The sequence below is a fragment of the Pseudomonas fluorescens genome (assembly GCF_003732425.1).
Classification (GTDB): Bacteria; Pseudomonadota; Gammaproteobacteria; order Pseudomonadales; family Pseudomonadaceae; genus Aquipseudomonas; species Aquipseudomonas fluorescens_BE.
Map to the genome: position 1 here is coordinate 134,149 of NZ_MOBX01000003.1, position 26,637 is coordinate 160,785.

General features: G+C 60.6%; 12 protein-coding genes. 2 read left to right on the top strand and 10 right to left on the bottom strand.

The window, feature by feature from the left end; genetic code table 11:
* Positions 1-7: 7 nt before the first annotated feature.
* Both BK670_RS03345 and BK670_RS03350 read left to right on the top strand, forming a co-directional pair.
* Positions 8-13,630 (top strand): non-ribosomal peptide synthase/polyketide synthase, encoded by a 13,623-nt coding sequence (locus BK670_RS03345; RefSeq protein ID WP_123448597.1) that lies wholly within the window; start codon positions 8-10, stop codon positions 13,628-13,630.
* A gap of 63 nt (positions 13,631-13,693) precedes the next feature.
* Complete coding sequence (locus BK670_RS03350) at positions 13,694-14,641, top strand: alpha/beta hydrolase (protein WP_123448598.1); 948 nt, start codon at positions 13,694-13,696, stop codon at positions 14,639-14,641.
* A gap of 111 nt (positions 14,642-14,752) precedes the next feature.
* On the opposite strand, the gene BK670_RS03355 is transcribed toward BK670_RS03350, so the two are convergent.
* From BK670_RS03355 to pvdM, 10 genes are all read right to left on the bottom strand, one after another.
* Positions 14,753-15,013 carry a bacteriocin immunity protein gene (locus BK670_RS03355; RefSeq protein WP_123448599.1) on the bottom strand — a complete coding sequence of 87 codons (261 nt, stop codon included), beginning with the start codon at positions 15,011-15,013 and terminating at the stop codon, positions 14,753-14,755.
* 188 nt (positions 15,014-15,201) lie between these two features.
* Entirely contained in the window at positions 15,202-15,462 is a 261-nt protein-coding gene (locus BK670_RS03360; RefSeq protein WP_123448600.1) for a bacteriocin immunity protein, read from the bottom strand.
* A 189-nt stretch (positions 15,463-15,651) separates the two neighbouring features.
* A complete protein-coding gene (locus BK670_RS03365; protein WP_123448601.1) occupies positions 15,652-15,918 on the bottom strand; it encodes a bacteriocin immunity protein in 267 nt (88 codons plus the stop codon).
* A gap of 156 nt (positions 15,919-16,074) precedes the next feature.
* Complete coding sequence (locus BK670_RS03370) at positions 16,075-16,332, bottom strand: bacteriocin immunity protein (protein ID WP_123448602.1); 258 nt, start codon at positions 16,330-16,332, stop codon at positions 16,075-16,077.
* Position 16,333: 1 nt separating this feature from the next.
* Positions 16,334-18,355, bottom strand: coding sequence for an S-type pyocin domain-containing protein (locus tag BK670_RS03375; RefSeq protein ID WP_123448603.1), 2,022 nt, complete (start codon positions 18,353-18,355; stop codon positions 16,334-16,336).
* A 314-nt stretch (positions 18,356-18,669) separates the two neighbouring features.
* A complete protein-coding gene (locus BK670_RS03380; RefSeq protein WP_123448604.1) occupies positions 18,670-21,096 on the bottom strand; it encodes a TonB-dependent siderophore receptor in 2,427 nt (808 codons plus the stop codon).
* Positions 21,097-21,250: 154 nt separating this feature from the next.
* Positions 21,251-22,900, bottom strand: a complete 1,650-nt coding sequence (locus BK670_RS03385) for a cyclic peptide export ABC transporter (protein WP_123448605.1) — start codon at positions 22,898-22,900, stop codon at positions 21,251-21,253.
* Between the two features lie 119 nt (positions 22,901-23,019).
* Positions 23,020-23,913, bottom strand: coding sequence for a dihydropyoverdine dehydrogenase (gene pvdO / locus BK670_RS03390; RefSeq protein WP_123448606.1), 894 nt, complete (start codon positions 23,911-23,913; stop codon positions 23,020-23,022).
* A gap of 30 nt (positions 23,914-23,943) precedes the next feature.
* A complete protein-coding gene (gene pvdN, locus BK670_RS03395) occupies positions 23,944-25,224 on the bottom strand; it encodes a pyoverdine-tailoring periplasmic protein PvdN (protein WP_123448607.1) in 1,281 nt (426 codons plus the stop codon).
* A gap of 28 nt (positions 25,225-25,252) precedes the next feature.
* A complete protein-coding gene (gene pvdM, locus BK670_RS03400) occupies positions 25,253-26,602 on the bottom strand; it encodes a pyoverdine-tailoring dipeptidase-like protein PvdM (RefSeq protein ID WP_123448608.1) in 1,350 nt (449 codons plus the stop codon).
* Between the last annotated feature and the right edge of the window lie 35 nt (positions 26,603-26,637).

Below are 26,637 nucleotides of genomic sequence, written 5' to 3' on the forward strand. Positions count from 1 at the left end.
CCACGGCATGCAGCAGTTGATTGAATCGGTAGGCGCGCTTTCTCCCGAGAAACGCAAGGCGCTGGCGATTCTACTGGGCAAACAGGGCATTAACCTTTATGGCATCGCGCCGATTTTCCGGCGCACCGAAGGTGAACCGCTGCTGTTGTCTTATGCCCAGGAGCGGCAGTGGTTTCTCTGGCAGATGGAGCCGGACAGCGCGGCGTACCACATTCCCACGGCGTTGCGTTTGCGCGGCGCCCTGGACATGGCGGTGCTGCAGCGCAGTTTCGATACGCTGATCGAGCGTCACGAAAGTCTGCGCACCGGGTTTGCCCGAGGTGATCAGGACAAGGCCATTCAACTGATCAAGGCGCCGTATGCCTTGCAGATCGAGGTTCACCCACTGGCAGGCGAAGTCGATGAGCCGCGTTTGCGCGCGGCCATCGAAGCACAGATCGCCCGCCCGTTCGACCTTGAACAGGATGCGTTGCTGCGGGTCTGCCTGTTGCGGCTGGCACCGGACGATCACGTTCTGGTGGTGGTGCAACATCACATCATTTCCGATGGCTGGTCGATGCAAGTGATGGTCGGCGAACTGATCGAACTCTATGCCGGGTTCAGTCAGGGCGCGCCGGCCACGCTGGCACCGTTGCCGATCCAGTACGCCGATTTCGCCCAGTGGCAACGTAGCTGGATGGATGCCGGTGAGCGCGAGCGGCAACTCAGCTATTGGGTCGAACACTTGGGCTCGGATCCGGGCGTGCTGGAATTGCCGGCCGATCATCCGCGCCCGCTGGTGCAAAGTTATCGTGGTGCACGTCTGGATCTGCAACTGGACGCGGCGCTGAGCAAGGGTTTGCAGGACCTCGCGCGCCGTGAAGGCGTGACGATGTTCATGTTGCTGCTGGCGGCATTCCAGACCTTACTGCATCGCTACAGCGGTCAGGACGATATTCGCATCGGTGTGCCAATTGCCAACCGCAATCGTGCGGAAACCGAAGGGCTGATCGGCTTCTTCGTTAACACGCAGGTACTGCGTGCGACGATCGACAGCAGCATGCCGTTCAGCGCCTTGCTGGCCCAGGCCAGGCAATCGGCGCTGGGCGCGCAGGCGCATCAGGATCTGCCGTTCGAGCAATTGGTCGAAGCCCTGGCGCCGGAACGCAGCCTGAGCCGCAGCCCGTTGTTCCAGGTGATGTTCAACCATCAGAGCGGCGCGCGGCAGGCTAATCAGGCCATGCAATTGCCGGGGCTTGCGGTTGAAAGCGTGAACTGGGACAGCCTCACGGCGCAATTCGACCTGACTCTGGAAACCCACGAATCGCCGGAAGGCGTGTGGGCCTCGCTGATCTACGCCACCGACCTGTTTGAAGCAGCGTCGATCGAGCGCATGGGCCGACATTTGCAGGCATTGCTCAAGGGTATCGTCAGCGATGCGCAACAGCGCGTTGGCGAGTTGCCGTTGCTCGATGCCAGTGAGCGGCAGGTATTGCTGCACGACTGGAACCGTGCGGACGCACCGTTTGCCAGCGATCTGTGCATCCACCAGTTGATCGCTCGTCAGGCGGCGCAGACCCCGGATGCCCGCGCGGTGACTTTCGCCGAGCGAGATCTGACCTATGCGCAGCTTGAAGCGCGGGCCAACCCGTTGGCGCATGCCTTGATCGAACGCGGCGTCGGCCCGGAAGTGCGGGTCGGCGTGGCGATGCAGCGTTCGGAGAATCTGCTGGTTGCGCTATTGGCCGTGCTCAAGGCTGGGGGTGTGTATGTGCCACTCGACCCGGATTACCCGGCCGACCGCGTCGCTTACATGCTCGAAGACAGCCGTGCACTTTGCCTGCTGACCGAACAGGACGTCGCCGCCAATCTGGCGATTACGGCGGACACCGACGTGCTGCTGATGGACAACGCCGCCGATGATTTCGCCGGGTATCCCGCGCATGCGCCGGACACGCGGGTGTCGGCCGACAACCTGGCGTATGTGATTTACACCTCCGGTTCTACCGGCAAACCGAAAGGCGTGGCGATTGCTCATCGCAACGTGCTGGCGCTGATCGACTGGTCGCAATCGGTGTACAGCCGCGACGATATTCAAGGCGTGCTGGCCTCGACATCGGTGTGTTTCGACCTCTCGGTGTGGGAGCTGTTTGTCACCCTGGCCAACGGTGGCTCGCTGATCATCGCCCGTAATGCGCTGGAGTTGCCGCAGCTGCCGGCCCGTGATCAGGTACGCCTGATCAACACCGTGCCGTCGGCGATTGCCGCCCTGCAACGCAGCGGCGAGATCCCGCCGAGCGTGCGTATCATCAATCTGGCCGGTGAGCCGCTCAAGCAATCGCTGGTCGACACCTTGTATGCGCAACCCACGGTCGAACACGTTTTCGACCTGTACGGCCCGTCGGAAGACACCACCTATTCGACCTGGACCCGACGTACGGCGGGTGGCCAGCCGAGCATCGGCCGACCGCTGAAGCACACCGCCAGCTATGTCCTTGATGGCGAACTGCAGCCGGTACCGCAAGGCGTCGCTGCCGAACTGTATCTGGCCGGTGCCGGCATCACGCGCGGTTACCTGGCCCGTCCGGCGCTGACCGCAGAAAAGTATCTGCCGAACCCGTTTGGCGCGCCGGGCGAGCGTTTCTACCGCACCGGTGACCTGACGCGTTATCAAGTTGACGGCAACCTGCAATACGTCGGGCGTATCGACCATCAGGTCAAGGTGCGCGGTTTCCGCATCGAACTGGGCGAGATCGAAGCGCGCCTGCTGCAACAAGACGCGGTGCGCGAACTCGCGGTACTGGCGCAGGAAGGCGCGAGCGGTCAGCAACTGGTCGCCTACATCGTGCCAAGCGCTGCCCTGGGCAATGCCGAAGAGCAAGCGCGTCTGCGCGAAGTGCTCAAGGCCGGCCTGCGTGAACACCTGCCGGAATACATGGTGCCGGCACATTTGCTGTTCCTTGAACAACTGCCGCTGACCCCCAACGGCAAGCTTGATCGCAAGGCACTGCCCAAACCTGACGCAGCGCTGGAGCAGCACAGCTACCTGGCGCCGAGCAATGACAACGAACGGCAGTTGTGCGAGATCTGGCAGGCGGTACTCGGGCTCGAGCAGGTGGGCGTTACCGACAATTTCTTTGCCCTCGGCGGTGACTCGATCATCTCCATCCAGGTGGTTAGCCGGGCGCGTCAGGCCGGTTTGCGCATCACCCCCAAGGATCTGTTCCAGTACCAGACCGTACAAGGTCTGGCCCGGGTCGCCCAGCGGGGCGAGGCGGCGTTCAGCATCGAGCAGGGCGCTGTCACCGGCAGCACGCCGTTGCTGCCGTTCCAGCAACGATTCTTCGAACTGCAGATTCCCGAGCGTCAGCGCTGGAACCAGTCGCTGTTGCTGAAACCTTCGCAGACGGTCGACGCCGATGTCCTCGAACACGCCTTGCAGGCGCTGGTTGCGCATCACGATGTCTTGCGCTTGAGCTTTAGCGAAGGCGCTGATGGCTGGACAGCCACGCACCGTGCGCCGGACTACCAGCCGTTGCTGCAACGGGCGAGCGTGCAGCACGCCGACGAAATCGAAGCGGTGTGCGACGCTGCGCAAGGCAGTCTTGATCTGCAAAACGGTCTGCTGTTGCGCGCCGTGCTACTTGAGGTCGGCGACGGCAGTCAGCGTCTGTTGCTGGCGATCCATCACCTGGTGGTCGACGGTGTGTCCTGGCGCGTGTTGCTGGAAGATTTGCAGAGCGCTTGCGAGCAGTTGCAAAGCCGCCAGGCGATTAAACTCGCGGCCAAGACCAGCCCGTTCAAGGACTGGGCGCAACGCCTGCAAACGTTCGCCGCCGGCGAGTTGCACAACGAACTGACGTGGTGGGCCGATCAACTGGGCGAAGCGCCTGCCGATCTGCCTTGTGACAACCCCGCGGCAACCTTGCAAAACCGTCACGCGGTGAGCGTGGAAACCCGCCTGAACGCCGATCAGACCCGCCAACTCTTGCAGCAGGTGCCCGCCGCCTATCGCACGCAGATCAACGATGTGCTGCTGACGGCACTGGCGCGGGTGATCTGCCGCTGGACCGGTCAGGCTTCGACCCTGATTCAACTCGAAGGTCATGGCCGTGAAGAGCTGTTTGACGACATCGACCTGAGCCGCACCGTCGGCTGGTTCACCAGTCTGTTCCCGGTGCGCCTGACCCCGGCCATGGGCCTGGCCGACTCGCTCAAAGCGGTCAAGGAACAACTGCGTGGCGTGCCGAACAAAGGCCTGGGTTTTGGTGCCTTGCGTTACCTGGGCGATGAGCACGCGCGGCAGACCCTCGCCGCGCAGCCGGTACCGCGCATTACCTTCAACTACCTGGGGCAGTTCGACAGCCAGTTCGACGAGGCCGCGCTGTTCGTGCCCGCCAGTGAGAGCACCGGCCGTGAACAGAGTTCGCTGGCACCGCTGGCCAACTGGCTGGACATCAACGGCAAGGTCTATGGCGGTGAGCTCAACCTCAGCTGGTCGTTCAGCCATGAAATGTTCAATCAGGCGACGATCCAGCGCCTGGCTGACGACTATGCGCAAGAACTCAATGCGCTGATCGCCCATTGCTGTGAGGCGCACAATCGCGGCGTGACGCCGTCGGACTTCCCGTTGGCTGACCTGAGCCAGGCGCAGCTCGATGCGTTGATCACGGATCCACAAGCGGTGGACAACGTTTATCCACTGTCGCCGATGCAGCAGGGCATGCTTTTCCACACCCTGTACGAACAAGGTTCGGGCGATTACATCAACCAGATGCGTGTGTCGGTGGAAGGGCTCGATGTCGAGCGTTTCCGTCAGGCCTGGCAAGCGGCGCTGGAGGCCCATGACATTCTGCGCACGCGGTTTGTCTGGGGGGGCGAGCAAGCCCAGCCGCTGCAAATCGTCGAGCGCTCGGCCACGCTGCCGTTCACCGTTCACGACTGGCGCGGCCAGCCGAGTGAGGCGCTGGATGCGCTGGCCGAGGCCGAGCGCAACCGCCCGTTCGACTTGAGCGAGGTGCCACTGTTGCGCCTGGTGGTCGTGCACACCGCTGAAGACCGTCACGAACTGCTCTACACCAGCCACCACATTTTGATGGACGGCTGGAGCAACTCGCAGTTGCTCGGTGAAGTGTTGCAACGCTATGCCGGGCAAGTGCCCGCGGCGACCATCGGCCGCTACAGCGATTACATCGCCTGGCTGCAGCGTCAGGACAGCCAGGTCAGCGAGCGATTCTGGCTCGAACGTCTGGCTCGGTTTGACGAGCCGACCCGCCTGGCCCAAGGCCTGGCAGATCGTTCGGCAAGCGCCGATGGCGGCACTGCACAGTATCAGCAGTGGATCGACGCCACGGGCACGTTGCGTTTGAGTGAATTTGCCCGTCAGCAAAAAGTCACCCTTAACACCCTGGTGCAAGCGGCGTGGCTGTTGCTGTTGCAGCGCTACACCGGGCAACCGACCGTGGCATTCGGTGCCACCGTGTCGGGGCGTCCGGCGAACCTGCCGGGGGTCGAGCAGCAAGTCGGCCTGTTCATCAACACCTTGCCGGTGATTGCCCGTCCGGAACCGCAACTGACGGTCAGCCAGTGGCTGCAAACCGTGCAGGCACTCAACATCGCCTTGCGTGATTTCGAACATACGCCACTGGCCGATATCCAGCGTTGGTCGGGGCAGGGCAGCGATGGCCTGTTCGACAATCTGCTGGTGTTCGAGAACTACCCGATTTCCGAAGCCCTGGAGCAAGGCTCGTCACTGGGCCTGAAGTTCGGCGACGTGGACACCCGTGAACAAACCAACTACCCGTTGACGGTCGGGGTCAATCTTGGCGAAACCCTGTCGGTGCATTACAGCTTCGCCGCGGCGAATTTCAGCCGGGATGCGATTGTGCGTCTGCATGCGCAATTGGCGTCTCTACTGGAGCAGTTTGTGCAATCGGCGAGTGCGCGTCTTGGCGCGTTAACCCTGCTCAGCCGTGAAGAGCAAACCCGCCTGCACGAGAGCAATCGTGCGCAACCGTGCACCGATCCATTGTTGGTGCATCAGCGCATCGCGGTGATTGCGGCGCAGCAGGCACAACAAGAAGCGGTGCGTTGTGGCGATCAGGCGTTGACCTTCGCCGAGCTTGAAACCCAGGCCAATCGTCTTGCGCATGTGCTGATCAATGAAGGCGTTGGGCCGGAAGTGCGCGTCGGCGTGGCCCTGCCGCGCAGCCCTTCGATGCTGGTGGCTTTGCTCGCCGTGCTCAAGGCTGGTGGCGCCTACGTGCCGCTGGACGCCAGTTATCCGCGCGAGCGCCTGGCTTATCTGATCGAAGATTCCGGCATCGCGTTGCTGCTCACCGATTCGCAGATACGCCCCCGATTGCCGCTGAGCAGCGGGTTGCGCGCGCTGGATCTGGACGCGCTACCGACCGTCGAATGGCCAAGTGTCGCGCCGAATGTCGAGGTACACGCGCAAAACCTCGCCTATGTGATTTACACCTCAGGTTCCACTGGACAACCCAAGGGTGTGTGCGTGGCGCACGGCCCGCTGGCGATGCATTGCCAGGCCATCGGCCAGCGCTATGAAATGACCCCGGAGGATTGCGAGCTGCACTTCATGTCGTTCGCTTTCGACGGCGCTCATGAGCGCTGGTTGACCCCGCTGACCCATGGCTCGCGGCTGTTGTTGCGGGACGACAGTCTCTGGAGTCCGGAGCAGACCTACACCGCCATGCAGCAACACGGCGTGACAGTGGCGGCATTCCCGCCGGTGTACCTGCAGCAACTCGCCGAACACGCCGAGCAGGTTGGCCAGCCGCCGGCTGTACGCATCTACTGCTTCGGCGGCGATGCCGTGCCCAACGACAGTTTCGAGCGGGCTCGCGCAGCACTGGCGCCGCAGTACATCATCAACGGTTATGGGCCGACCGAAACCGTGGTCACTCCGTTGATCTGGAAGGCCGGGCGCCATGACGAGTGCGGCGCTGCCTATGCACCGATCGGCACGCGTATCGGCGACCGTAGCACCTGCGTGCTCAGCGCTGATCTCAATGCGTTGCCGCAGGGCGTGATGGGCGAGTTGTACCTTGGCGGCAGCGGGCTGGCCCGCGGTTATCTGGATCGTCCGGCGATGACCGCTGAACGCTTCGTACCCGATCCGTTCGGGGCGCCGGGCAGTCGTCTGTACCGCAGCGGTGACCTGGTGCGTGAGCGCGCCGATGGTGTGTTCGACTACCAGGGCCGCGTCGATAATCAGGTGAAAATCCGTGGTTTCCGCATCGAGCTGGGCGAAATCGAAGCGCGTCTGCTGGAACTGAGCAGCGTGCGCGAAGCCGTGGTGCTGGCGCATGCCGGGCCAAGCGGCAAGCAACTGGTGGCCTATCTGGTCGCGACGCAGCCGGTGGCGGATTCAGATCTCGGCGAATGGCGCGACAGCGTGCGCAACGTGCTCAAGGAGAGTCTGCCGACGCACATGGTGCCGGCGCATTTGATGGTGCTGGCGCAACTGCCGGTGACCCCGAACGGCAAACTGGATCGCAAGGCGCTGCCGGCGCCGGACGCCAGCCTGATGCAGAACAGCTACGTGGCGCCGCGTAACGACATGGAGCAAAGCATCGCCGCGATCTGGGCCGACGTGCTGCGCCTTGAGCGGGTCAGCGCCACGGATAACTTCTTCGAGCTGGGCGGTGATTCGATCATCTCGATTCAGGTGGTCGGCCGTGCGCGGCAGGCCGGTATCCAGTTCACGCCCAAGGACCTGTTCCAGCACCAGACCGTGCAGGCACTGGCGGCAGTGGCGCAACTGGGTGGCACTATGTTGAGCATCGATCAGGGGCCGGTCAGCGGCGCGACGCCGTTGCTGCCGTTCCAGCAATGGTTCTTCGCCAGCGAGATTCCCGAGCGGCATCACTGGAACCAGTCGTTGCTGCTCAAACCAGCGGTGACGCTGCATGCCGAAACGGTCGCGCAGGTGCTGCAGGCACTGGTTGCGCATCACGACGCCTTGCGCCTCTCGTTCAGCGAAACGACTGACGGCTGGACAGCCATTCACCGTCCGATCGAGCCAGTACAAGCGCTGCTCTGGCAGCGTACGCTGACGGATCCCGGTGAAATCGAAGCCACGTGTCAGCAGGCTCAGGGCAGTCTCAATCTGCACGACGGGCCGCTGCTGCGAGGTGTGCTGCTCGATCTGCCGGACCACACTCAGCGCCTGATGCTGGTGGTACATCACCTGGTGGTCGACGGTGTCTCGTGGCGGATCCTGCTGGAAGATCTGCAAACCGCGTTCAGTCAGATCCAGGCCGGGCGCGGGGTTGCGTTGCCGGCCAAGACCAGCGCCTTCAAAGCCTGGGCTGAACGCCTGCAGGCGCACACTGCCAGCCTTGATGATGAATTGGCCTTCTGGCGTGAGCACTTGCAGGGGGCGACTGCCACATTGCCGTGCGAGCGCCCGGACGGCAGCCTGGAGAATCGCTACGCGCAAAGTGTGCAGACGCGTCTTGCTCCTGAGCTGACCAGACAACTGTTGCAACAGGCCCCGGCGGCTTATCGCACGCAGGTCAACGACCTGCTGCTGACCGCACTGGCGCGGGTCATCAGTCGCTGGAGCGGGCATGCCTCGGCGCTGATCCAGCTGGAAGGTCACGGTCGTGAAGACCTGTTCGACGACATTGACCTGAGCCGCACCCTTGGCTGGTTCACCAGTGTGTTCCCGGTGCATCTGACACCGGCCAGCGAACTCGCTGATTCGATCAAGCAAGTCAAAGAACAGCTGCGCGCGATTCCCGACAAGGGCATCGGTTTTGGCGCCTTGCGTTACCTGGGCGATGCCGCCGCGCGTCAGACGCTGGTAGCGCTGCCAACGCCGAAAATCACCTTCAATTACCTCGGCCAGTTTGACAGCCAGTTCGACGAAGCCGCGCTGTTCCTGCCGGCCGGCGAAAGCGCCGGCAGTGACCTCAGCGACCGCGCCCCACTGGGTAACTGGTTGTCAGTCAACGGCCAGGTGTATGGCGGTGAGCTGAGCCTGTCGTGGAGCTTCAGCGAGCAGATGTTCGACACCGTGACCGTGCAGGCATTGGCCGATGAATACGGGCGTGAACTGACGGCGCTGATCGAACACTGCGTGGTCCCGGGCAACCACGGCCTGACGCCGTCGGACTTCCCGCTGGCCGCGCTTGACCAGGCGCGTCTGGACGGTTTGCCAGTGGCGGTCGCGGACATCGAAGATATCTATCCGTTGTCGCCGATGCAGCAGGGTATGTTGTTCCACACCTTGTCCGATGATGGCGACGATCTCTACGTCAACCAGCTCAACCTGTCGGTGGAAGGCCTCGATATCGAGCGCTTCCGTGCCGCGTGGGAATGCGTGGTGCAGCGTCACGAAATTCTGCGGACGTCGTTCCATTGGCAAGACAGTCAGGCGTCGCCGGTGCAGGTGGTGCATCGTCAGGGTGTTGTTGACCTGCAAGCGCTGGACACGCCAATGGATGAGGCACAACTCGCCGAGTTCGCCCGTCAGCAGCGTGTTCAGGGCTTTGCGCTGGACCGCATGCCGTTGCAGCGCACGCGTCTGATTCGTCTGGGTGCGGACAAGTACCAATTGATCTGGACCAGCCACCACATCCTGATGGACGGCTGGAGCAGTTCGCAGTTGTTCGGCGAGGTGCTGCAGCATTACGCAACCGGTCAGGTTGAAGGCGAGAGCGGTCGTTATCGCGACTTTATCGCGTGGTTGCAGCAGCAGGATTCGGCGCAACTGGAGCAGTTCTGGCGCGGCCACTTGCAGACGCTGGTCGAACCGACCGCGTTGAGCCAGGCGATGCACCCGCGGCACGAGTCTGCCGAGCACGGCCACCAGGCGTTGTACACCCGTTGGGATGCGCAGCAGACCGCCTTGTTGCAGCAGCATTGCCGGGCTCAGGGCATCACCGCCAACACGCTGATTCAAGGTGCATGGTTGCTGTTGTTGCAGCGCTACACCGGTCAGCACAGCGTGGCGTTTGGTGCCACCGTGGCCGGGCGCCCGGAAGGGTTGCCGAATGCCGGGAGCATGCTGGGTCTGTTCATCAACACCTTGCCGGTGATCCAGACCCTCGATCCGGCGCAACCGCTGAACGCCTGGCTGAGCAGTCTGCAGGCCTATAACCTCGACCTGCGTGAGCATGCTCACGCACCGCTGGCGGATATTCAGCGCTGGTCGGGGCAGGGCGGGCAAGCCTTGTTCGACAGCATCATCGTGTTCGAGAACTACCCGATCGACCAGCGTCTGGAACAGGCACCGGGCGGCTTGCGTTTCGGCACCTCGGCCAGCCATGACGTGACCAACTTCCCGATGGACCTGGCGGTGCATCTGGGCGAAGAGTTCTCCATCGAGTACCTGTTCTTGCGTGACCGTTTCAGTGTCGAAGCGGTCGGGCAGATCCGCCAGACCATGGAAGTGTTGCTGCACAGCATGATGCAGCAGCCGACGGAGCGTCTGGGCAATCTGCAACGTCTGGCCGCGCCACAATGGCAGGCCTTGCAGCAGTGGGGCGCAGAACCGGCGGCGGTGCATCGGCGTGAGCTGTTGCCGGCGATGATTGCCGCGCAACGCCCTGAGGCGATTGCCGCCGAATGTGGCGACGAACAGTTGAGCTACGCGCAACTTGAGCGCCGGGCCAACCAGCTGGCGCATCATTTGATCGCGGCGGGTGCCGGTCCGGAAGTGCTGATCGGTGTTGCACTGGAACGTTCGCTCGACATGTTGGTGGCTTTGCTCGCGGTGTTCAAAAGTGGCGCTGCCTACGTGCCGCTGGACATCGATTACCCCAGCGATCGTCTGGCCTTCATGATCGAAGACTCCGGCATGCGCCAGATGATCAGCCGTGGTGCCGCCAGCCAGCGCTTGCCGCTGCCGGCGAACTTGCCATTGCTTGATCTCGATCTTTTCGATGGCAATCAGTACTCGCACGCCGCGCCGCGGGTGCAGACCGGTGATGACAGTCTTGCGTACCTGATCTATACCTCGGGCTCTACCGGTTTGCCCAAAGGCGTCGCGGTGACGCACGGACCGCTGAGCATGCATTGCCAGGCGATCCGCGAGCTGTACGAAATGGACGCGACCACCCGCGAATTGCACTTCATGTCGTTCGCCTTCGATGGCGCGCATGAGCGCTGGCTGACCACCCTGGCCTTCGGCGGCACGCTGGTGCTGCGCGATCATGAACTGTGGACACCGGAGCAGACCAGCCACGCCTTGCTCAACCGTTCGATCGACATCGCCTGCTTCCCGCCGGCCTACCTCAAACAGGTGGCCGAATACGTCGAGGCCAGCGGTATGGCCGTGCCGAAAGTGCGCATTTACTGTCTGGGCGGTGACGCTGTGCCGGAGCAGACCTTGGCGCAAGTGCGCCGCGTGCTGCGGCCGCAGTTCATCACCAACGGTTACGGCCCGACCGAAACGGTGGTTACGCCGATGCTCTGGAAAGCACCGAACGATGAAGCCTGCGCTGCCGCTTATGCGCCGATCGGACGGGTAGTCGGCCAGCGCTCGCTGTGGGTGCTGGACGACGATCTCAATCCACTGCCACAGGATTTGTCCGGCCAGTTGTACATCGGTGGCTACGGGGTTGCCCGGGGTTACCATGGCCGCGCGGCCATCACCGCCGAGCGCTTTGTGCCGGATCCGTTCGGCGCGCCGGGCAGTCGCCTGTACCGCAGCGGCGACCTGGTGCGCCTGCGCCATGATGGCATCCTCGATTACGTCGGCCGCGCCGACCATCAAGTGAAGATTCGCGGTTTCCGCATCGAACTGGGTGAAATCGAAGCCTGTCTGCGCGCTCAGGACGGCGTTACCGATGCGGTGGTCATCGCTCGTGACGGCATCTCCGGCAAACAGTTGATCGGTTACGTGGTCAGCGCCGACGACAACGCCGGTGACCGCCTGAGGACGTTGCTGCGCGCACAACTGCCGGAATACATGGTGCCGCTGCAGATCATTGTCCTGGCACGCCTGCCGATTTCGCCGAACGGCAAACTGGATCGCAAAGCGCTACCGGAACCAGAGTTTTGCGCCGATCACTATCAGGCACCGCGCAACGAGCAGGAGCGCTGGCTGGCAGAGATCTGGGCCGACGTGCTGCAAGTGGAGCAGGTCGGCATCAGCGATAACTTCTTCGAGTTGGGCGGTGATTCGATTCTCAGCCTGCAAGTGATTTCCCGGGCGCGGAACCATGCGCAACTGAAACTGGACATCAAGCTGCGCGACCTGATGCGCTTCCAGACCATTGGCAACCTGTTCGACCAGCAAGCGGTCGCCCGCTCGAGCCAGACTGCCGACAGCAGCCATGTGGCGCAGGCCGGTGCGTTTGGTTTGTTGCCGATTCAGGAGTGGTTCTTCGCCGAGGGCATGAGTGAACCGCATCATTTCAATCAGGCGATGATGTTGCGTTCGCGTCAGGCGCTGGATGCCCCGGCGCTGGAGCAGACGTTGCGGTTGATGCTCGAGCAGCATGACTCATTACGCCTGCGCTTCTATCAGGATCAGGGTCGCTGGTTGCAGCACTATCAAACATTGCAGAACAGCTTGCGCGTCGCTGAGCACAACCCGTTGCTGTGGCAGCGTGAGATCAGCGACATCGAGCAACTCGACGCACTGGTCAACCAAGCTCAGCGCAGCCTCAACCTGCTTGACGGGCCACTGATGCGCGGCCTGCTGGTGAACCTGCCGGACGGTGAGGTGCGCCTGCTGTTGGTGGTGCATCACCTGGTGATCGATGCGGTGTCGTGGCGGGTATTCCTGCAAGACCTGCAACTCGCTTACGAGGCATTCAGTCAGGGCCGCGAGCCGCAACTGGCGCAGCGCACCAGCAGCTATCGCGCCTGGGCCGATGGCCTGGCGGCGCAAGTGCCGGCACTGGTCGAGCAAGAGCTGGATTACTGGCTCGCACAGCTGGATCAGCCGGGCAAGGATCTGCCGTGTGACAACCCGCGCGGCAAGAATCTGGTGCGTTTTCGCGAAGAAACATTCATGAGCCTCGACGCCACCCGCACCGGGCAACTGCTCAAGCAGGCGCCTGCGGTGTACGGCACGCAGATCAACGATCTGCTGCTGACCGCCCTCGGTCGTGTGCTGTGTCGTTGGAGCGAAGCCGAGTCGGTGCTGGTGCAATTGGAAGGGCATGGCCGTGAAGACCTGGTCGAAGGGCTGGATCTGAGCCGCACGCTTGGCTGGTTCACCACCATGTTCCCGGTGCGTCTGGCGCCCGTGGCAGAGCAGGATTTCGGCGCGTCGATCCTGGCGGTACGCGAGCAGTTGGCGGCGGTGCCACAGAAAGGTGTCGGCTACGGCGCGCTGCGCTACATGGCCGATGCCTCGGTGCAACAGCGTCTGGCTGCGTTGCCGCAGGCGCGACTGACCTTCAACTACCTGGGACAGTTCGACCAGACCTTTGACGAGCAGGCGATGTTGATGCCAGCGGACGAGCACATCGGCGATGTCTACAGCCTGGATGCCAATCTCGGCAACTGGCTGGAGATTGTCGGCCAAGTGTTCGACGGCAAGCTGTCGATGCGCTGCATGTACAGCACCCGTCGCTTCCGCCCAAGCACCATCGAGACCTTGATGCAGCAGTATCAGGCCGAGCTGGAAGCGCTGGTCGAGCATTGCCTGCAACAGTCGGCGCGTTGAGCCGGTCTTTAATTTTTTGAGAGGGCCAATGCGCATTGTGCGCATCGGCCCGGGATGTGATGCATGTCATTGAATTCGGAAGTAGCGGCGTTTCTTGATCTGGTCGAAGACAGTCAGAACGGCGCGTTTCACCAAGGGACACCCGAGCAGGCCCGTGAGGCGTTCGAGCAGTCTTCGCAACAGATGCGTTGGGCGGTGCCGGATGTCGAGGTGAGTGAGGTGCGATACCTTGCCCGCGACGGCGCTGAGCTGACCTTGCGGCTGTACCGTCCGTTGCACAGGGGCGGTGTCTTGCCGGTGCTGCTGTTTTTGCACGGCGGTGGTTTTGTCGTCGGTAGCCTCGATTCCCACGACGGTGTTTGCCGCGAGTTCTGCGCACGCACGCCGTGTGCCGTGTTGTCGGTCGGCTACCGCCGCGCACCGGAACACAAATTCCCGGTGGCGTTGCACGATTGTGCCGATGCGCTGGCTTGGCTGCGCGAACAGGCCGGCACATTCGATCTCGATCTGTCGCGCCTGGTGTTTGGCGGCGATAGCGTCGGCGCCACGCTGGCGACCGTGCTCGCGCTTGAGGCGCGCGCACCCGGCGCGCTGAAACCGTGCCTGCAATTGCTGTGCTACCCGGTCACCGACGCCTCGCAGCGCCGTGAATCGATGGACTTGCTCGGCGAAGGCTACCTGCTGGAAAGCGAAACGCTGGAATGGTTCTACCAGCACTACGCCCGCAGCATCGAGGACCGCAGCGACTGGCGCTTCTCGCCACTGCTGAGCAACGACCTCGCCGGCGCCGCACCGGCCTACGTCGCCCTGGCAGGCTTCGACCCGCTGGTGGACGAAGGCCGCGCCTACGCCGAACGTTTGGCCAGCACCGGAGGATTGCTTGAATGCCGCGAATTCAGCGGCCACGTGCATGACTTCCTGCGCATGCGCATGGTTACCGAAGAAGTGGAGGCGATTTATCAGGAACTGGTGAGCGTGCTGCGCACCGTGATGTATCCCGAAACGGTCTGATCCGCCCTGGCCTGATGTGCGCGTCCACACATCAGGCCATCAACATCCGACCCTGTGGGAGCGAGCCTGCTCGCGAAGAGGCCGGTCCTGACAGTTTGTTTCAGGAGCTGACTATTCCGGTTTGAAACCTGGTTTGCCGTTGGCGGCTCGCCATTCTTTGATGGTGTTTAAAACGCCTTCTGGACTGTCTTCAACGCCTTCTTTTGGGTCATAAAGAACGCCGGTTCCATCAGGGTGTTGAGACGTGCGGAGGATGTTTTCAATGATGTCGTCATGCTCGCGCTCGGATGAATAATCTCCTTCGAACAGGCGACTAATCAGGGCTGAATATTCTGCCTCTGTGTATTCCTCAAACTTGGCCTTCAATATCATTTTCAAATTATCTCTACCAATACCGGACAATATTGAACCCGTGGCGAGGGAGCTTGCTCCCGCTGGTCTGCGCAGCAGACCTGAGTCGGCACGCGCGGAGTGTCAGGCACACGTTGAACTCTGGTTTGCGACTGCTGCGCAGCCGAGCGGGAGCAAGCTCCCTCGCCACAGGGTTATGCTGGAACTGACTATTCTGGTTTGAAACCTGGTTTACCGTTGGCGGCTCGCCATTCTTTGATGGCTTTTAGTACGCCGGCTGCGCTGTCCTCAACGCCTTCTTCGGGACAGTACAGAATGTCTATTTCATTCGGGTGTTCCGAAGTTTTTACGATGTTTTCCACAATGTCATCGTGTTCTTTCTCTGAACGGTAATCTCCTTGGAATAGCCGGTTTATAAGGCTGAGATATTCTGATTCTGTGTAGTGTTCAAACTTGGCCTTCAATACCATTTTCAAATTATCTCTACCAATACCGGACAATATTGAACCCGTGGCGAGGGAGCTTGCTCCCGCTGGTGTGCGCAGCAGACCTGAATCGCCATACGCGGAGTGTCAGGCACACGTTGAACTCTGGTTTTACGACTGCTGCGCAGCCGAGCGGGAGCAAGCTCCCTCGCCACAGGGTTATGCTGGAACTGACTATTCCGGTTTGAAACCTGGTTTACCGTTGGCGGCTCGCCATTCTTTGATGGTGTTTAAAACACCTTCTGGACTGTCTTCAACGCCTTCGGCGGGATAATACAAAACGTTTGATCCTGCAGGATGCTCGGATGTAACTACAATGAGTTCTACAACTTCATCAAGCTGTTTTTCTGATGAATAGTCACCTTTGAATAATCGATGTATCAAGTTCAAATATTCTGCCTCTGTATATTCTTCAAATTTGGCGCTCAATGTTGTTTTCAAAATATCTCTACCAATATCGGACAGTATTGAGCCTGTGGTGGGGGAGCAAGCTCCCTCACCACAGGGGTCATGTATGTTCAGGGCTGTATCGGTCTGGGTATCATTCCCTGTGGGAGTGAGCCTGCTCGCGAAGTGGTCAGCCCTGATCGTTCGTGACTATTCCGGTTTGAAACCTGATTTTCCGTTGGCGGCTCGCCAGATTTTTACTTTGCTGACAATAGCCTGTGGAGTTGCTTCATCATTCGAGTTCGGGTAGTAAATTATGTCCGACCCATCTGGGTGCTCCGTGAGTTCTTCAAATAACATAACCGCCTTTACTTGTTCTTCCTCAGTTGCGTGTTGTGCATTGCAAATGGCGGAGACAAAAAGAAGGAACTCTGATTCGGTGTAATCAGAAAAAGCTGGTTTGCTCATTTTAATTTTCTCCTCTGTGAATTTCGGAGTGTTGCCTTGGTGTTGCGATTCTAATGTTGTCAATGCCATATACTTCACCGCCTTTGGAAATATGTTCCATGTGGTGAAGTTCGAATTTGACCTGGCCTCCTTGTCTGTCTATTTTTCGGACAAAAGGGGCTCGGCCTCCCTTCATTTCTTCGACGTTGGTTTCTATAAACTGGTTTTTCAGTTCGGGGTCGTTAGCGACGAGTTTCCAGAAAGTCTCCCGAAATGTCCTGAAGTTTGAAAACTCCCTTCCCCTCAGCTTATCCGCAACCTGCGCGGGTATCGGTGCCCCCTGCGGCGTAGACGCCGCCCCGAGCCAGTTCCCCGATACCACTTGCCCATTCCCCGTTGCGACACCCGGATCCTGCCTGCGATCCCTGAACATCGTGAAGATCGGCGGGATGCCGGACTCGACCGGGAATACGGTGATGAAGCCACCGAAACTATAGGCATCCAGTTCCGGGTGGGTATCTATTCGTCCTTCGAGTGCAGCAACCGTCGTGCCGTCGTAAACGATAATTTTTCGTCCAGCGGGTGGCCGTGTGGTGGACGCATTGCCGGGTGTGACGATGGGTATCCAGGTCATGCCGATGGAGGGTGCATCAGGGCTGTAAACCCTGTAGGCATTGATACCTGGGTCAAATGTCGAAAGCCTGACTGGTGCTTTCGACGGGATGGTGGTGCCGTTGGTTGCCGCGACGAAAAACTCGGTGGCGTTTTGAGTGGTTTTTGAGCCCAGCGTGACCGGCAGATCGATGTCTCCACCGGCTTGGGCGATGGCGTACAAGTCGTCTTGCAGAGCGGGCAGGAGGGCTGAAAGCGGCACACTCAAGGCGCGGGACTGTTCTGGTTTGAAGCTTGTGAACTCCATCATCCAGCCAGTGACGTTGTCAGGTTTGAACTCCGAGAGTGGGTCGGGGATTGTTTGACCTTCGCCATCGGCCAAGGGGGAAGGGAATAACAGTGCGGCAAATCCGACCAATACTGCGCTCGCGGATGCGGCGGCCAGCGTTGTTACAGTGGCGACGCCGTTTTGCAGGGCCGCTCTTACCGCCGCTGCTGTGGCCGTGCGGGTGGCAAGCTGGCCTGACGCCACGGTGAACACAGGCGTGGTCGCCACTGTGGAGACCGATACCGCATAGGGACGTTGTTTTTTTGCCTCGTCCAGAGATGCCAGCCAATCGCGCATTGCTTTAAAGCGGGCCTCATACTCAGCGCGGCGCTTGGCCTGCGCTTCTTCACGCGCCTTGGACTCCAGTGCGTTTTTCTCGCGCTCGCGGTCCCGTTGTTCCTGCTCTCGTTGGCGACGTGCTGCATCTGCCAACGCCTGTTGCCGCTGTTGCTCCGCAGCAATCCTGGCGCGTTCAGCGGCCTGACGTGCCGCTTCGGCGGCAGCCGCTTGCGCCTGTTCGTTGGCCTGCACGGTGGTCAGCCAGATGTGTACATTGGCTTGTTGTTGATGCAGAACCGAGAGGGTCTGGGCCAGCAACCTGGCTTCGAGCGCCGCGCGATAGGACTGTTTCCACAGGTTCATTCCCGGGCCGTTGGGGCTGAGAATCGGGTCGACGATCTGCGCGCGGGAAAGGAACTGGAAAACTGTTTTATCGGTTGGATCGCTGCCATAAAAGCCGTGGGACAACTGGGTCTCGTGCAGCAGTTGCTGGCTCTTGCGCTGAATCACGGTGTTGCGGACACCCAGCTCGCGGATCAGCGATGCCGCTGGTGGGAGCGGGTGGGTCGAAACCTCCTGTCGGGCGGCTGCCAGATCCGCTTCGATGGTCAACGGGATGTGGGTGGTTTTGCCTTGATATTCCGCTTCCAGCGGGCCGGTGAAGTGTTGCAGCACTTGCTGATAGCGACGGGTGTTTCGCGGCGGGCCGAATCGGCCACTGTTGGGAATCGTGGTGCCGGTTGAGGGGTGTATGCGCATGCCTGGAGGCGCTGTCGCAGTCGTGTGGACTGCCTCGGTCAATACGAACGGCGGTGGTTTTTGCATATTCATATCCTTTTGAATGTGCATTGTTTTTCGATAAGTAACGGGTGAGCCGTCAGTTGCTTCCTGCCAATCAAAGTTACAACGAAGTGCTCAGGGAAATATCCGAGTCGCCTGTAGGCGCTGACAGGAGATAAGGCGGGAGTTTTCGGCGAAAAGAGGGTTTTAGCGGATGCTTCTTTTATGTAATCGGACGTTTCCTATGCAACGAAAGGAAATACCTTTCAAACCGCATGCTGTGTATTGCCGGTAAACCTTTACCCATAAAAAAAGCGCCCCGGTTTGGCCGGGGCGCTTTTTGTGTTGCTGCGGTTAAATCAGAACGTGTACTTGAAGCCGGTCATGATGTTGCGCGGTGCGCCGTACATGCCGTGGTCGCCGGCGTAGCTGAAGTATTCGCGGTCGAATACGTTGTTCAGGTTGACCGAAGCGCTGAGGTTTTTGCTGATGTCGTAGCGTGCCAGCAGGTTGGTGACGGCGTAGCTGCCTTGCTGGAAGGTATGCAGGTCGGCACCGGTCTTGCTCTGCCAGTTCACGCCACCGCCAACGGTGACTTTGTCCAGAATGCCCGGCAGGCGATAGCTGGTGAAGGTCTTGAGGCTGTGACGGGGCAGGGTGGTGACGATGCGCTGGTCATCGGCATCGGTGCTGACCGCATAGGCGTAGCCGGCAGACGCTTGCCAGCCTTCGGCCAGTTCGCCGTCGAGGGTGAATTCAGCACCCTTGGTGGTGGTGCCTTGTTCGGATTTGTAGGTGTTGCCGCCGGGGGTGTCGATCCAGATCGCCAGGTTGTCCTGCTCGATCTTGAACAGCGCGAAGCTGGAGTTCAGCTTGCCATCGAAGTGGCTGCCCTTGACGCCGATTTCGTAGCCGGTGCCTTCCATCGGGTCCAGAGGTTTTTTGTTGATGTCGCGAACCCACGACGATTGCGGGTTGAAAATCTTGGTGTAGCTGGCATACAGCGACCAGTTGTCGTTGACGTCATAGACCACACCCGCGTACGGGATGTAGACGCCGGTTTCCGATTCCTTGGTCTTGGTTTCTGCACCGTCGTACGGTTTGTCTTCGATGTCGCGATGCCAGTCGACCACGCGGCTGCCGAGCAGAATGCTCAGGTCATCGGTGGCGCGCAGGCGGGTGGCCAGGTAAGCGGCGTATTGCGTTTCGTCGACGGTGGATTTGCCGGTGACGTTGAATTCGGGTTTGACCGAGTCGCCGTTCCAGTTCAGCAGGTTGTCGATGGCGCCGGCAGGGGAGCTGTTGTAGTCGTACTTCCAGCTGCCGTAGCTCGGCACGTTTTCGTTGTATTGGGACAGGGTCACACCGGCGATCAACTCGTGCTCGCGACCCAGCAGGCCGAACGGGCCGGTCAGGTAGGCGTCGATGTTGTTCTGGCGCGGGGTACCGGAGAAACGCACCGGCAGTTGGGTGGTGCCGCTACCGTCCGGGTTCAGGCCGCCGTTGACGTAGTTGAAGACTTCGTCGAACTTGTTCTCGGAGTGAGTGAATTCAACCTTGCCGCTCCAGCCATTGCCGAACTGTTGTTCGATCGAGGTGAAGAAGCTGGTTTGTTCGTGGTCGTTGTAAGACCAGGTCTGCGCCGAGTTCAGCGAACGCTTGAGGTTGGCGCGCGAGCCGTCGGTGAAACGGGTCGGCAGGCCTGAACGCATTGGCGAGTCGACGTCGGTGCGCTGGTAGCTGAAGCCCATGGTCAGCAGGGTGTCTTCGCTGAGGTCGAATTCGGTGATGCCATACATCAGCTGGGAATCTTGCTTGTAGCGGTCGATCCAGGACTGTTCGGTCTTGAAGTCGCCCACCAGACGGCCACGGATGTTGCCGGTTTCGGTCAACGGCCCGGAGACGTCGAAGCCGGTGCCGTAACGATCCCAGTTGCCGGCTTCAGCGGTGACGCTGGCCTGGGCTTCGGCGGTCGGACGCTTGCGGATCAGGTTGATGGTCGCCGAAGGGCTGCCCAGGCCGCTGATCAGGCCGGTGGCGCCACGCACCACTTCCACACGGTCATACATCGCCATGCTCTGGGTGTAGTTGTCCATGCGCTTGACGGTCGGCACGCCGTCGATTTCGAAGTTCTGGATCTCGAAACCGCGGGAGAAGTAACCGTCGGACTCTGCGCCCTGGCCGTCACGCAGCACGATGATGCCCGGTGTGGCGTCGAGGGTGTCGCTGAGGTTGGTCAGGCGCTGGTCGTCGAGGCGCTGACGGGTCATGACGGTCAGCGACTGCGGAGTTTCCTTGGGTGTCAGATTCAGGCGCGTCGAACTACTGGACGAGTAGGTGGTGTACAGCCCGGTGCCTTCAGTCGTCGACCCCGGTGCCTTGCCGGAAATTGATACAGCGCCCAGTTCCAGTGCGTTTCCCGCACCGGTACCGGTGGTCGGCACCAGCGAAACGGTGTTGCCGGTCAGTTGATAAGTCATGCCGCTCCCCAGCAGCAAGTTGTTCAGCGCCTGTTCCGGTTCCAGGTGACCGGAGACCGCACTCGAGTTCAGGCCAGCCAGGGTTTCCGGGCTGTAGAGAATCTGCAGGTTGGCCTGTTGCCCAAGCTGTTGCAGTGCACTGGACAGGGGTTGCGCAGGGACGTTGACGTCGACCGGCGTCGCTTGAGCCTGGGCGCTGCCCAACAGCATCAGCGTCAGCAGGGCACCAGACAGCACGGCGCCGCGCGGGTTGCGGCGGGAAATGGCTTCAGCCAGAGGGGGGCGGGACAACTTTAAGGCTTGCATTTGCTCGGGATGCTCCTGAAGTGCGAGTGCAGTTTTATTAGTTAATGATAATTAGACGCAACACTACGTAAAAACCGGAAAAAATCCCGCCAACCGCGAAAAATTCTGCTATCGCGTGAAGGCGAGATCAGCTCATCCCTGAGCGATCGGCGTGTCAGGCCGGGTTGAGCGCGGTTTTGACCTTGCCGGCATCCATGCGCACCAACTGGTCGGCGACATCGAAATACCGGTCATCGTGGGAGATCACGATGATGGTCTTGCCCAGACGTTTGAGGTCGGGCAGCAGCTCGGTGTAGAAGATCCGCCGGAAGGTCGGGTCCTGATCCGCGGCCCATTCGTCGAACACCAGCACCGGACGCTCCTCCAGCCAGGCATTGACCAGCGCCAGACGCTTGCGCTGACCGGTGGACAGGTCGGTGGTGGTGAAGCTGCCGTCCTGCACGCTGACCTTGTGGGCGATTTCCAGGCGTTGCAGGTATTTGTTGGCGTCGTCGGGAATGTGCGTATCGCCTTGCACCACGTCATCGAACAGGTAGTAGTCGGCAAAGACGGTAGTGAATAACTGGCGGTAATCGTCGCGGGTGAGGGCGGTCACGCATTCGCCATTTAGGCGAATTTCCCCTTGCTGTGGCGGATACAGGCCCAGCAGCAATTTGATCAGGGTGGTTTTGCCGCAGCCGTTTTCGCCGACGATGAACACGATGTCGCCCTGTTCGATCTTCAGGTTCACCGGCCCCAGCGTGAACGGATTGGCCTCGCCTACGGCCGGGAAGGCGTAGCGCACATCGTTGAGTTCCAGGCTCTGCACCGGCTCGGCTTTTTTGCCCTGATCGCTGAGCAACAGATGTGGCTCGGGTGAGGAAAACTGCGCCGACAGTTCAGCGATGCGGCGGAAGGCGATCTGTGCGCGGCTGACCACCGGCAAGGTGCCGACCAGATGTTCCAGCGGCCCTTTCATGTACAGCAGCACCAGGACGAAGCCGCTCATCACGGTTTTGTCAGCGCTGGGCCAGAACGATTGCAGGGCCAGCGCCAGACCGATGACCACAAAGAACAACATCGAGCCGAAACTCTTGGCAATCACGAACGTGTTGATCGATTTGATCTGGGTCTTGCAGATGAAATCGGCCGTGCCCTTGATGCCGTTGTTGAACATGCGCTGGCGGCGCGGGCGGTGAATGCGCAGTTCCTTGGCACCTTCGGCAATCGCGTTGTAGTGCTTTTGCAGTTCGTCTTCAGCGTCACGGGCGGCGAAGAAACCTTTGATCCCGCGCCCTTGGGCGAAATACTGAATGCCGGTGCCGATCAGGATCGCCACCACCATGATCAGAAACATCGGCCACGACAGCATCGCCAGGTACCCCATACAGCCGAGGGTCACGGTCAGCGAGATGGCCAGTGGTGCGAAGGCGAAGGCGAAGTCGCTGATAGTGTCGACGTCGTGGGTCAGCACCGGAATCAGGCGATGGCTGCGATAGCGCTCAATCTGTTCGATCGGTGCCGACAGCACTTTTTCGCCCAGCTGTTTACGCAGAGTGGCGATGATGTGCTGGCCGACATAATTGGTGCCGATGTCCGAGCAGATCGAGCTGAGCAGCGCCAGCACGCACAGGCCACCGAACAGCGCGACCACGCCTTGGGTCAGACCGGATTCGGAGTGCAGCGCGTTATTGATGGTGGCCAGCAGGACCGTGACACTCAGGCCACCGACCATACCCAGAATGACCGACAGTGCGACGACGAGCCGAAAAGGTTTGAGTAGGGTGAACAATTCATGAATTGCACCGCGCGTAGGCTGGGTCATGACAGGACAGTTCCTTGGGTCGTAAAGGCAGATACCCTGTAGAACGTCTGATCCGGTGCTTAATTTAGAAGGTCGCCGACTGGCGGCGACCGGGGAGAGAGGAGAAGCGTTACTGCGGATTACAACTCGCGCACGACACGGAAGCCGATCCAGTCGCCGCGGGTCTTCGGATCGATGTCGTTGCGGTTGCCCGAACGCGAGAATACCGGCGCTTCACCCCAGTCATTGCCGCGAATGCGCAGGGTGTCGCAGTTGGGTTCAAGCCACGCGCTGCCGTCGGTTGGCGCACCTTTGTAGTCCGGGTGGTAGCAGTCTTCAACCCACTCATAGACATTGCCGTGCATGTCGTACAGGCCAAAGGCGTTGGCCGGATAGCTGCCCACCGGCGAGCTGAAACTGTAGCCGTCCGCCGGGCCGTAGGTGTTAGCGTGCCTGGCGATGCTGTAGCCCTTGCCTTCGTCGAACGGGAAGGGGAACGGTCCTTTGGAACCTGCACGGGCACCGTATTCACGCTGGGCTTCGCTGAGCATGCTGTACTTCTGCCCGGTTTTTTTCGATAACCAGGCGACGTAGTTCTTGATGTCCTGGAAGTCCATGCACACGGCCGGCTGACGCGGGGTTTGCGGATAGCGCGGTTTGCTCGCGACGCACTCGCGACCGGGGCGCGTGTCACCGTTGGCGATCACCGCGCCGCTCTCGCGAATGTAACTGTCCCATTCACCTGCAGTGATCTGAAAGCGGCTCATGGCGAAGGGTTTGGCGAAGGTCACTTCATGCATCGGGCCTTCGTCAGGTTCACGGCCAACTTCATCTTCCGGCGTGCCCATGGTGAAGGTGCCGGCCGGCAACACGACCATTTCCGGGCAGTCTTTGCAGTCCTTGAATACTTTGCCCGCGGCCGGTGGTGTCGCGGCCTGTGCGGCGCTCGGCAGCAGACCGGTCATGAGGGTAGCGAGAGCCAGTGCCTTGAGCGTTCTGGCGCCGAGGGCCGGGGTCAACAGATCACGTTTCATGAGTCATCTCGTTTAAAGGAAAGCAAGGCGTCACAGCTGCTTGTTGAGCACGGCCATGAAACGCTCGATGTCGTTTTCGCTGTTCAGCAGGCCGGGTGCGATGCGGATCACCGGGCCGACGTCGCGCTCCACTGCGTCGCATACCACGCGGTTCTGCATGAGTCGGGCGGCGACCTGATCGCAATCGCGATCCTTGATCCGGAAGAAGGTGAAACCGGCAGACAGATCGGCGCTGCGCGGTGTCACCAGTTCAATCGAGCGGTGTTCCAGCAAGCGGTTTTTGGCGTAGGTGTTGAGTTCGTGAATGCGCGTTTGCACCTCGCGCTTGCCCAGCGTCAAATGCAGCTTGAACGCTTCGTCCAGCGCCCAACGGTGTTCGAAACTGTGATAACCGCCGGAGGTCATGATGGTCGAGAACGTGGTGGCTTCGGAGAATGTCGGGATGGTCGGAGTGACGTCCTTGGGTTCGCTGGAACGTGCGCAAATGATCCCGGTACCGCGGGGGCCGAACATCCACTTGTGGGTGCCGGCGATAAAGAAGTCGCAATGCATGTCGGGGAAGTCGAGGTCATCGACACCGAAGCCGTGCACGCCGTCGACGACGTAGAGGATGCGATCCTTTTCCTCGCGCTGGCGATTGTGCTGCTCCACCAGTTTGCCGATCTCGCCGATCGGCAGTTTCACGCCGCTGCCCGATTGCACCCAGGTCATGCCCAGCACACGGGTTTCGGGGCGAATGCCTTTGTCGATATTGCTCAGCACTTCGTCGACGGACACCTTGGCGCTGCTGTCGAACAGCTTCAGTTTGCGCACCTTTACGCCATCTTTCTGTTGGCGATAAGCCAAGCTGTAATGGGTCGCGTAGTGCTCGTGTTCGGTGGTGAGGATTTCCTGATCGGCGCGCACATGAATGCCGCCGTAGATCAGCGCCAGACCTTCGGTGGTGCTGCCGGTGAGGGCGATCTGCTCAGGCTTGGCCTTGAGGTAGCGACCGGCCCATTCGCGCACGGCTTGCTCGCGTTTTTCGGTTTCGCCCAGATCCCAATCCATCGCACGCCCGGGATTGCGGTCGAGGGTCGCGCGGTAACGCTCGATGGCTTCGCGCACCGGACGCGGATGTGAGGTCACGAGGAAGTTGGCAAAGTGCAGGTAGTCCGGGTCCTGATCGAACAGCTGGCGCAGTTGTGCCCATTTGTTCCCGGCGGCCGGTTGCGCATCGGCGGCGCGTGCCGGCAGGTTGACGGCAGCGCCCAAGGGCAGGCCGGCGGCAAGGATGCCGGCCTGTTTGAGGAAAGAACGACGGTTGGTCATGAAGTCGGATCACTTGTTCGAAGAGGTGTCAGCGGTTGACGATAGGTTTGGAGGATTTCTGCACCTGCTCCCAGACCCTCAAGAAGTTGCCGCCCCACAATTTGGCGATGTCGGCCTCGCTGTAGCCACGCGAGATCAACTCGGCGGTTACGTTGCGCGCTTCGCTGACGTCCTTCCAGCCGTCCAGGCCGCCGCCATCGTTGAAGTCGGAACTGATGCCGACATGGTCGATGCCGATTTTCTTCACGGCGTAATCAATGGCGTTGCCGAAGTCCTTGAGATTGGCTTTGGGTTCTTCGTCGACGATTGAATAGAGCTGGCCGGCGTACTCGCCAAAGCGTTGTTCCGGCCACACGGTGATGATCGGGTCGCCAGGCATCAGCGCCATCTCCAGGCCCTGCAGTGGCTGCAGATCAAACCTGGCACGCAAGGCGTTGAGCTTGTCCTGGGTCGGCTGGCTCAATGGGCGCAAGTAAGTCGGAAAACCGACGATCTGCACAACGCCGCCGCTGTTCTTGATCAGCTGCATTTCCTGATCGCTGATATTGCGCGGGATATCCACCAGCGCACGCGGTGCCGAATGGGACGCCACGATCGGTGCGCGACTCAGTTGCGCGACCTGTTCCAGTGCCTTGGTCGACATCTGCGAGACGTCGATGATCACGCCCAGATCGTTAAGACGATGCACGGCCTGTTTGCCAATGTCCGACAGACCGCCGAGCGCATCGCGGGTGTCATTAAAAAACGGCAGGGGCCGCGAAGAGTCGGCCCAGGCGTTGTTGCCCACGTAACTGAAACCGAACATGCGCATGCCGCGTGCGGCCCACTTGTCCAGGGCGTTGAGATCGTTACCCAGTGGATAGGCATTGAGCATGCTCATGAAAATCGCAAACTTGCCTTCGCCATGCAGGCGGCGGAAATCATCCGGGGTGTAGGCGATGGCGACCTGGTTGGGGAAGTCGCGCACCAGGGTGCTGATGATCTTGTAGCGGGTTTCCTGCTCGAAGCGTGCCTCTTCGATAAACCCGGCGGTCGGACGGTGTGGGGCGTTGGCGCCGTTCCAGATTTCCGGCCAGCCGAAGATTGTCAGGGCAGCACCGGACAAGCGCCCGCGGGCGGTTTTCACCAGGTCGAACTGGCCGCTGCCATCCTTGTCGGCTTCGTTGCCGGCGGTGCCGAAATCCAGCGGCACGGTGATGTGGCTATCGAAGGAAATGATGCGATCCTGCAACTCGTCGGCTTGTTGCATGACTTTGACAGGGTAGCCGGGATTGTCCTTGAACCAGTGCTCCCAGACCGCAAAACCTGCGGCGGTACTGATCGCCAGGGCCAGCGGCAGGCCGATGTAAAGAGCCTTTTTCGAACGTGGTTTTGTCATTGCCATCTCAGTCAGGTTCGCCGTCGAGGTGCAGG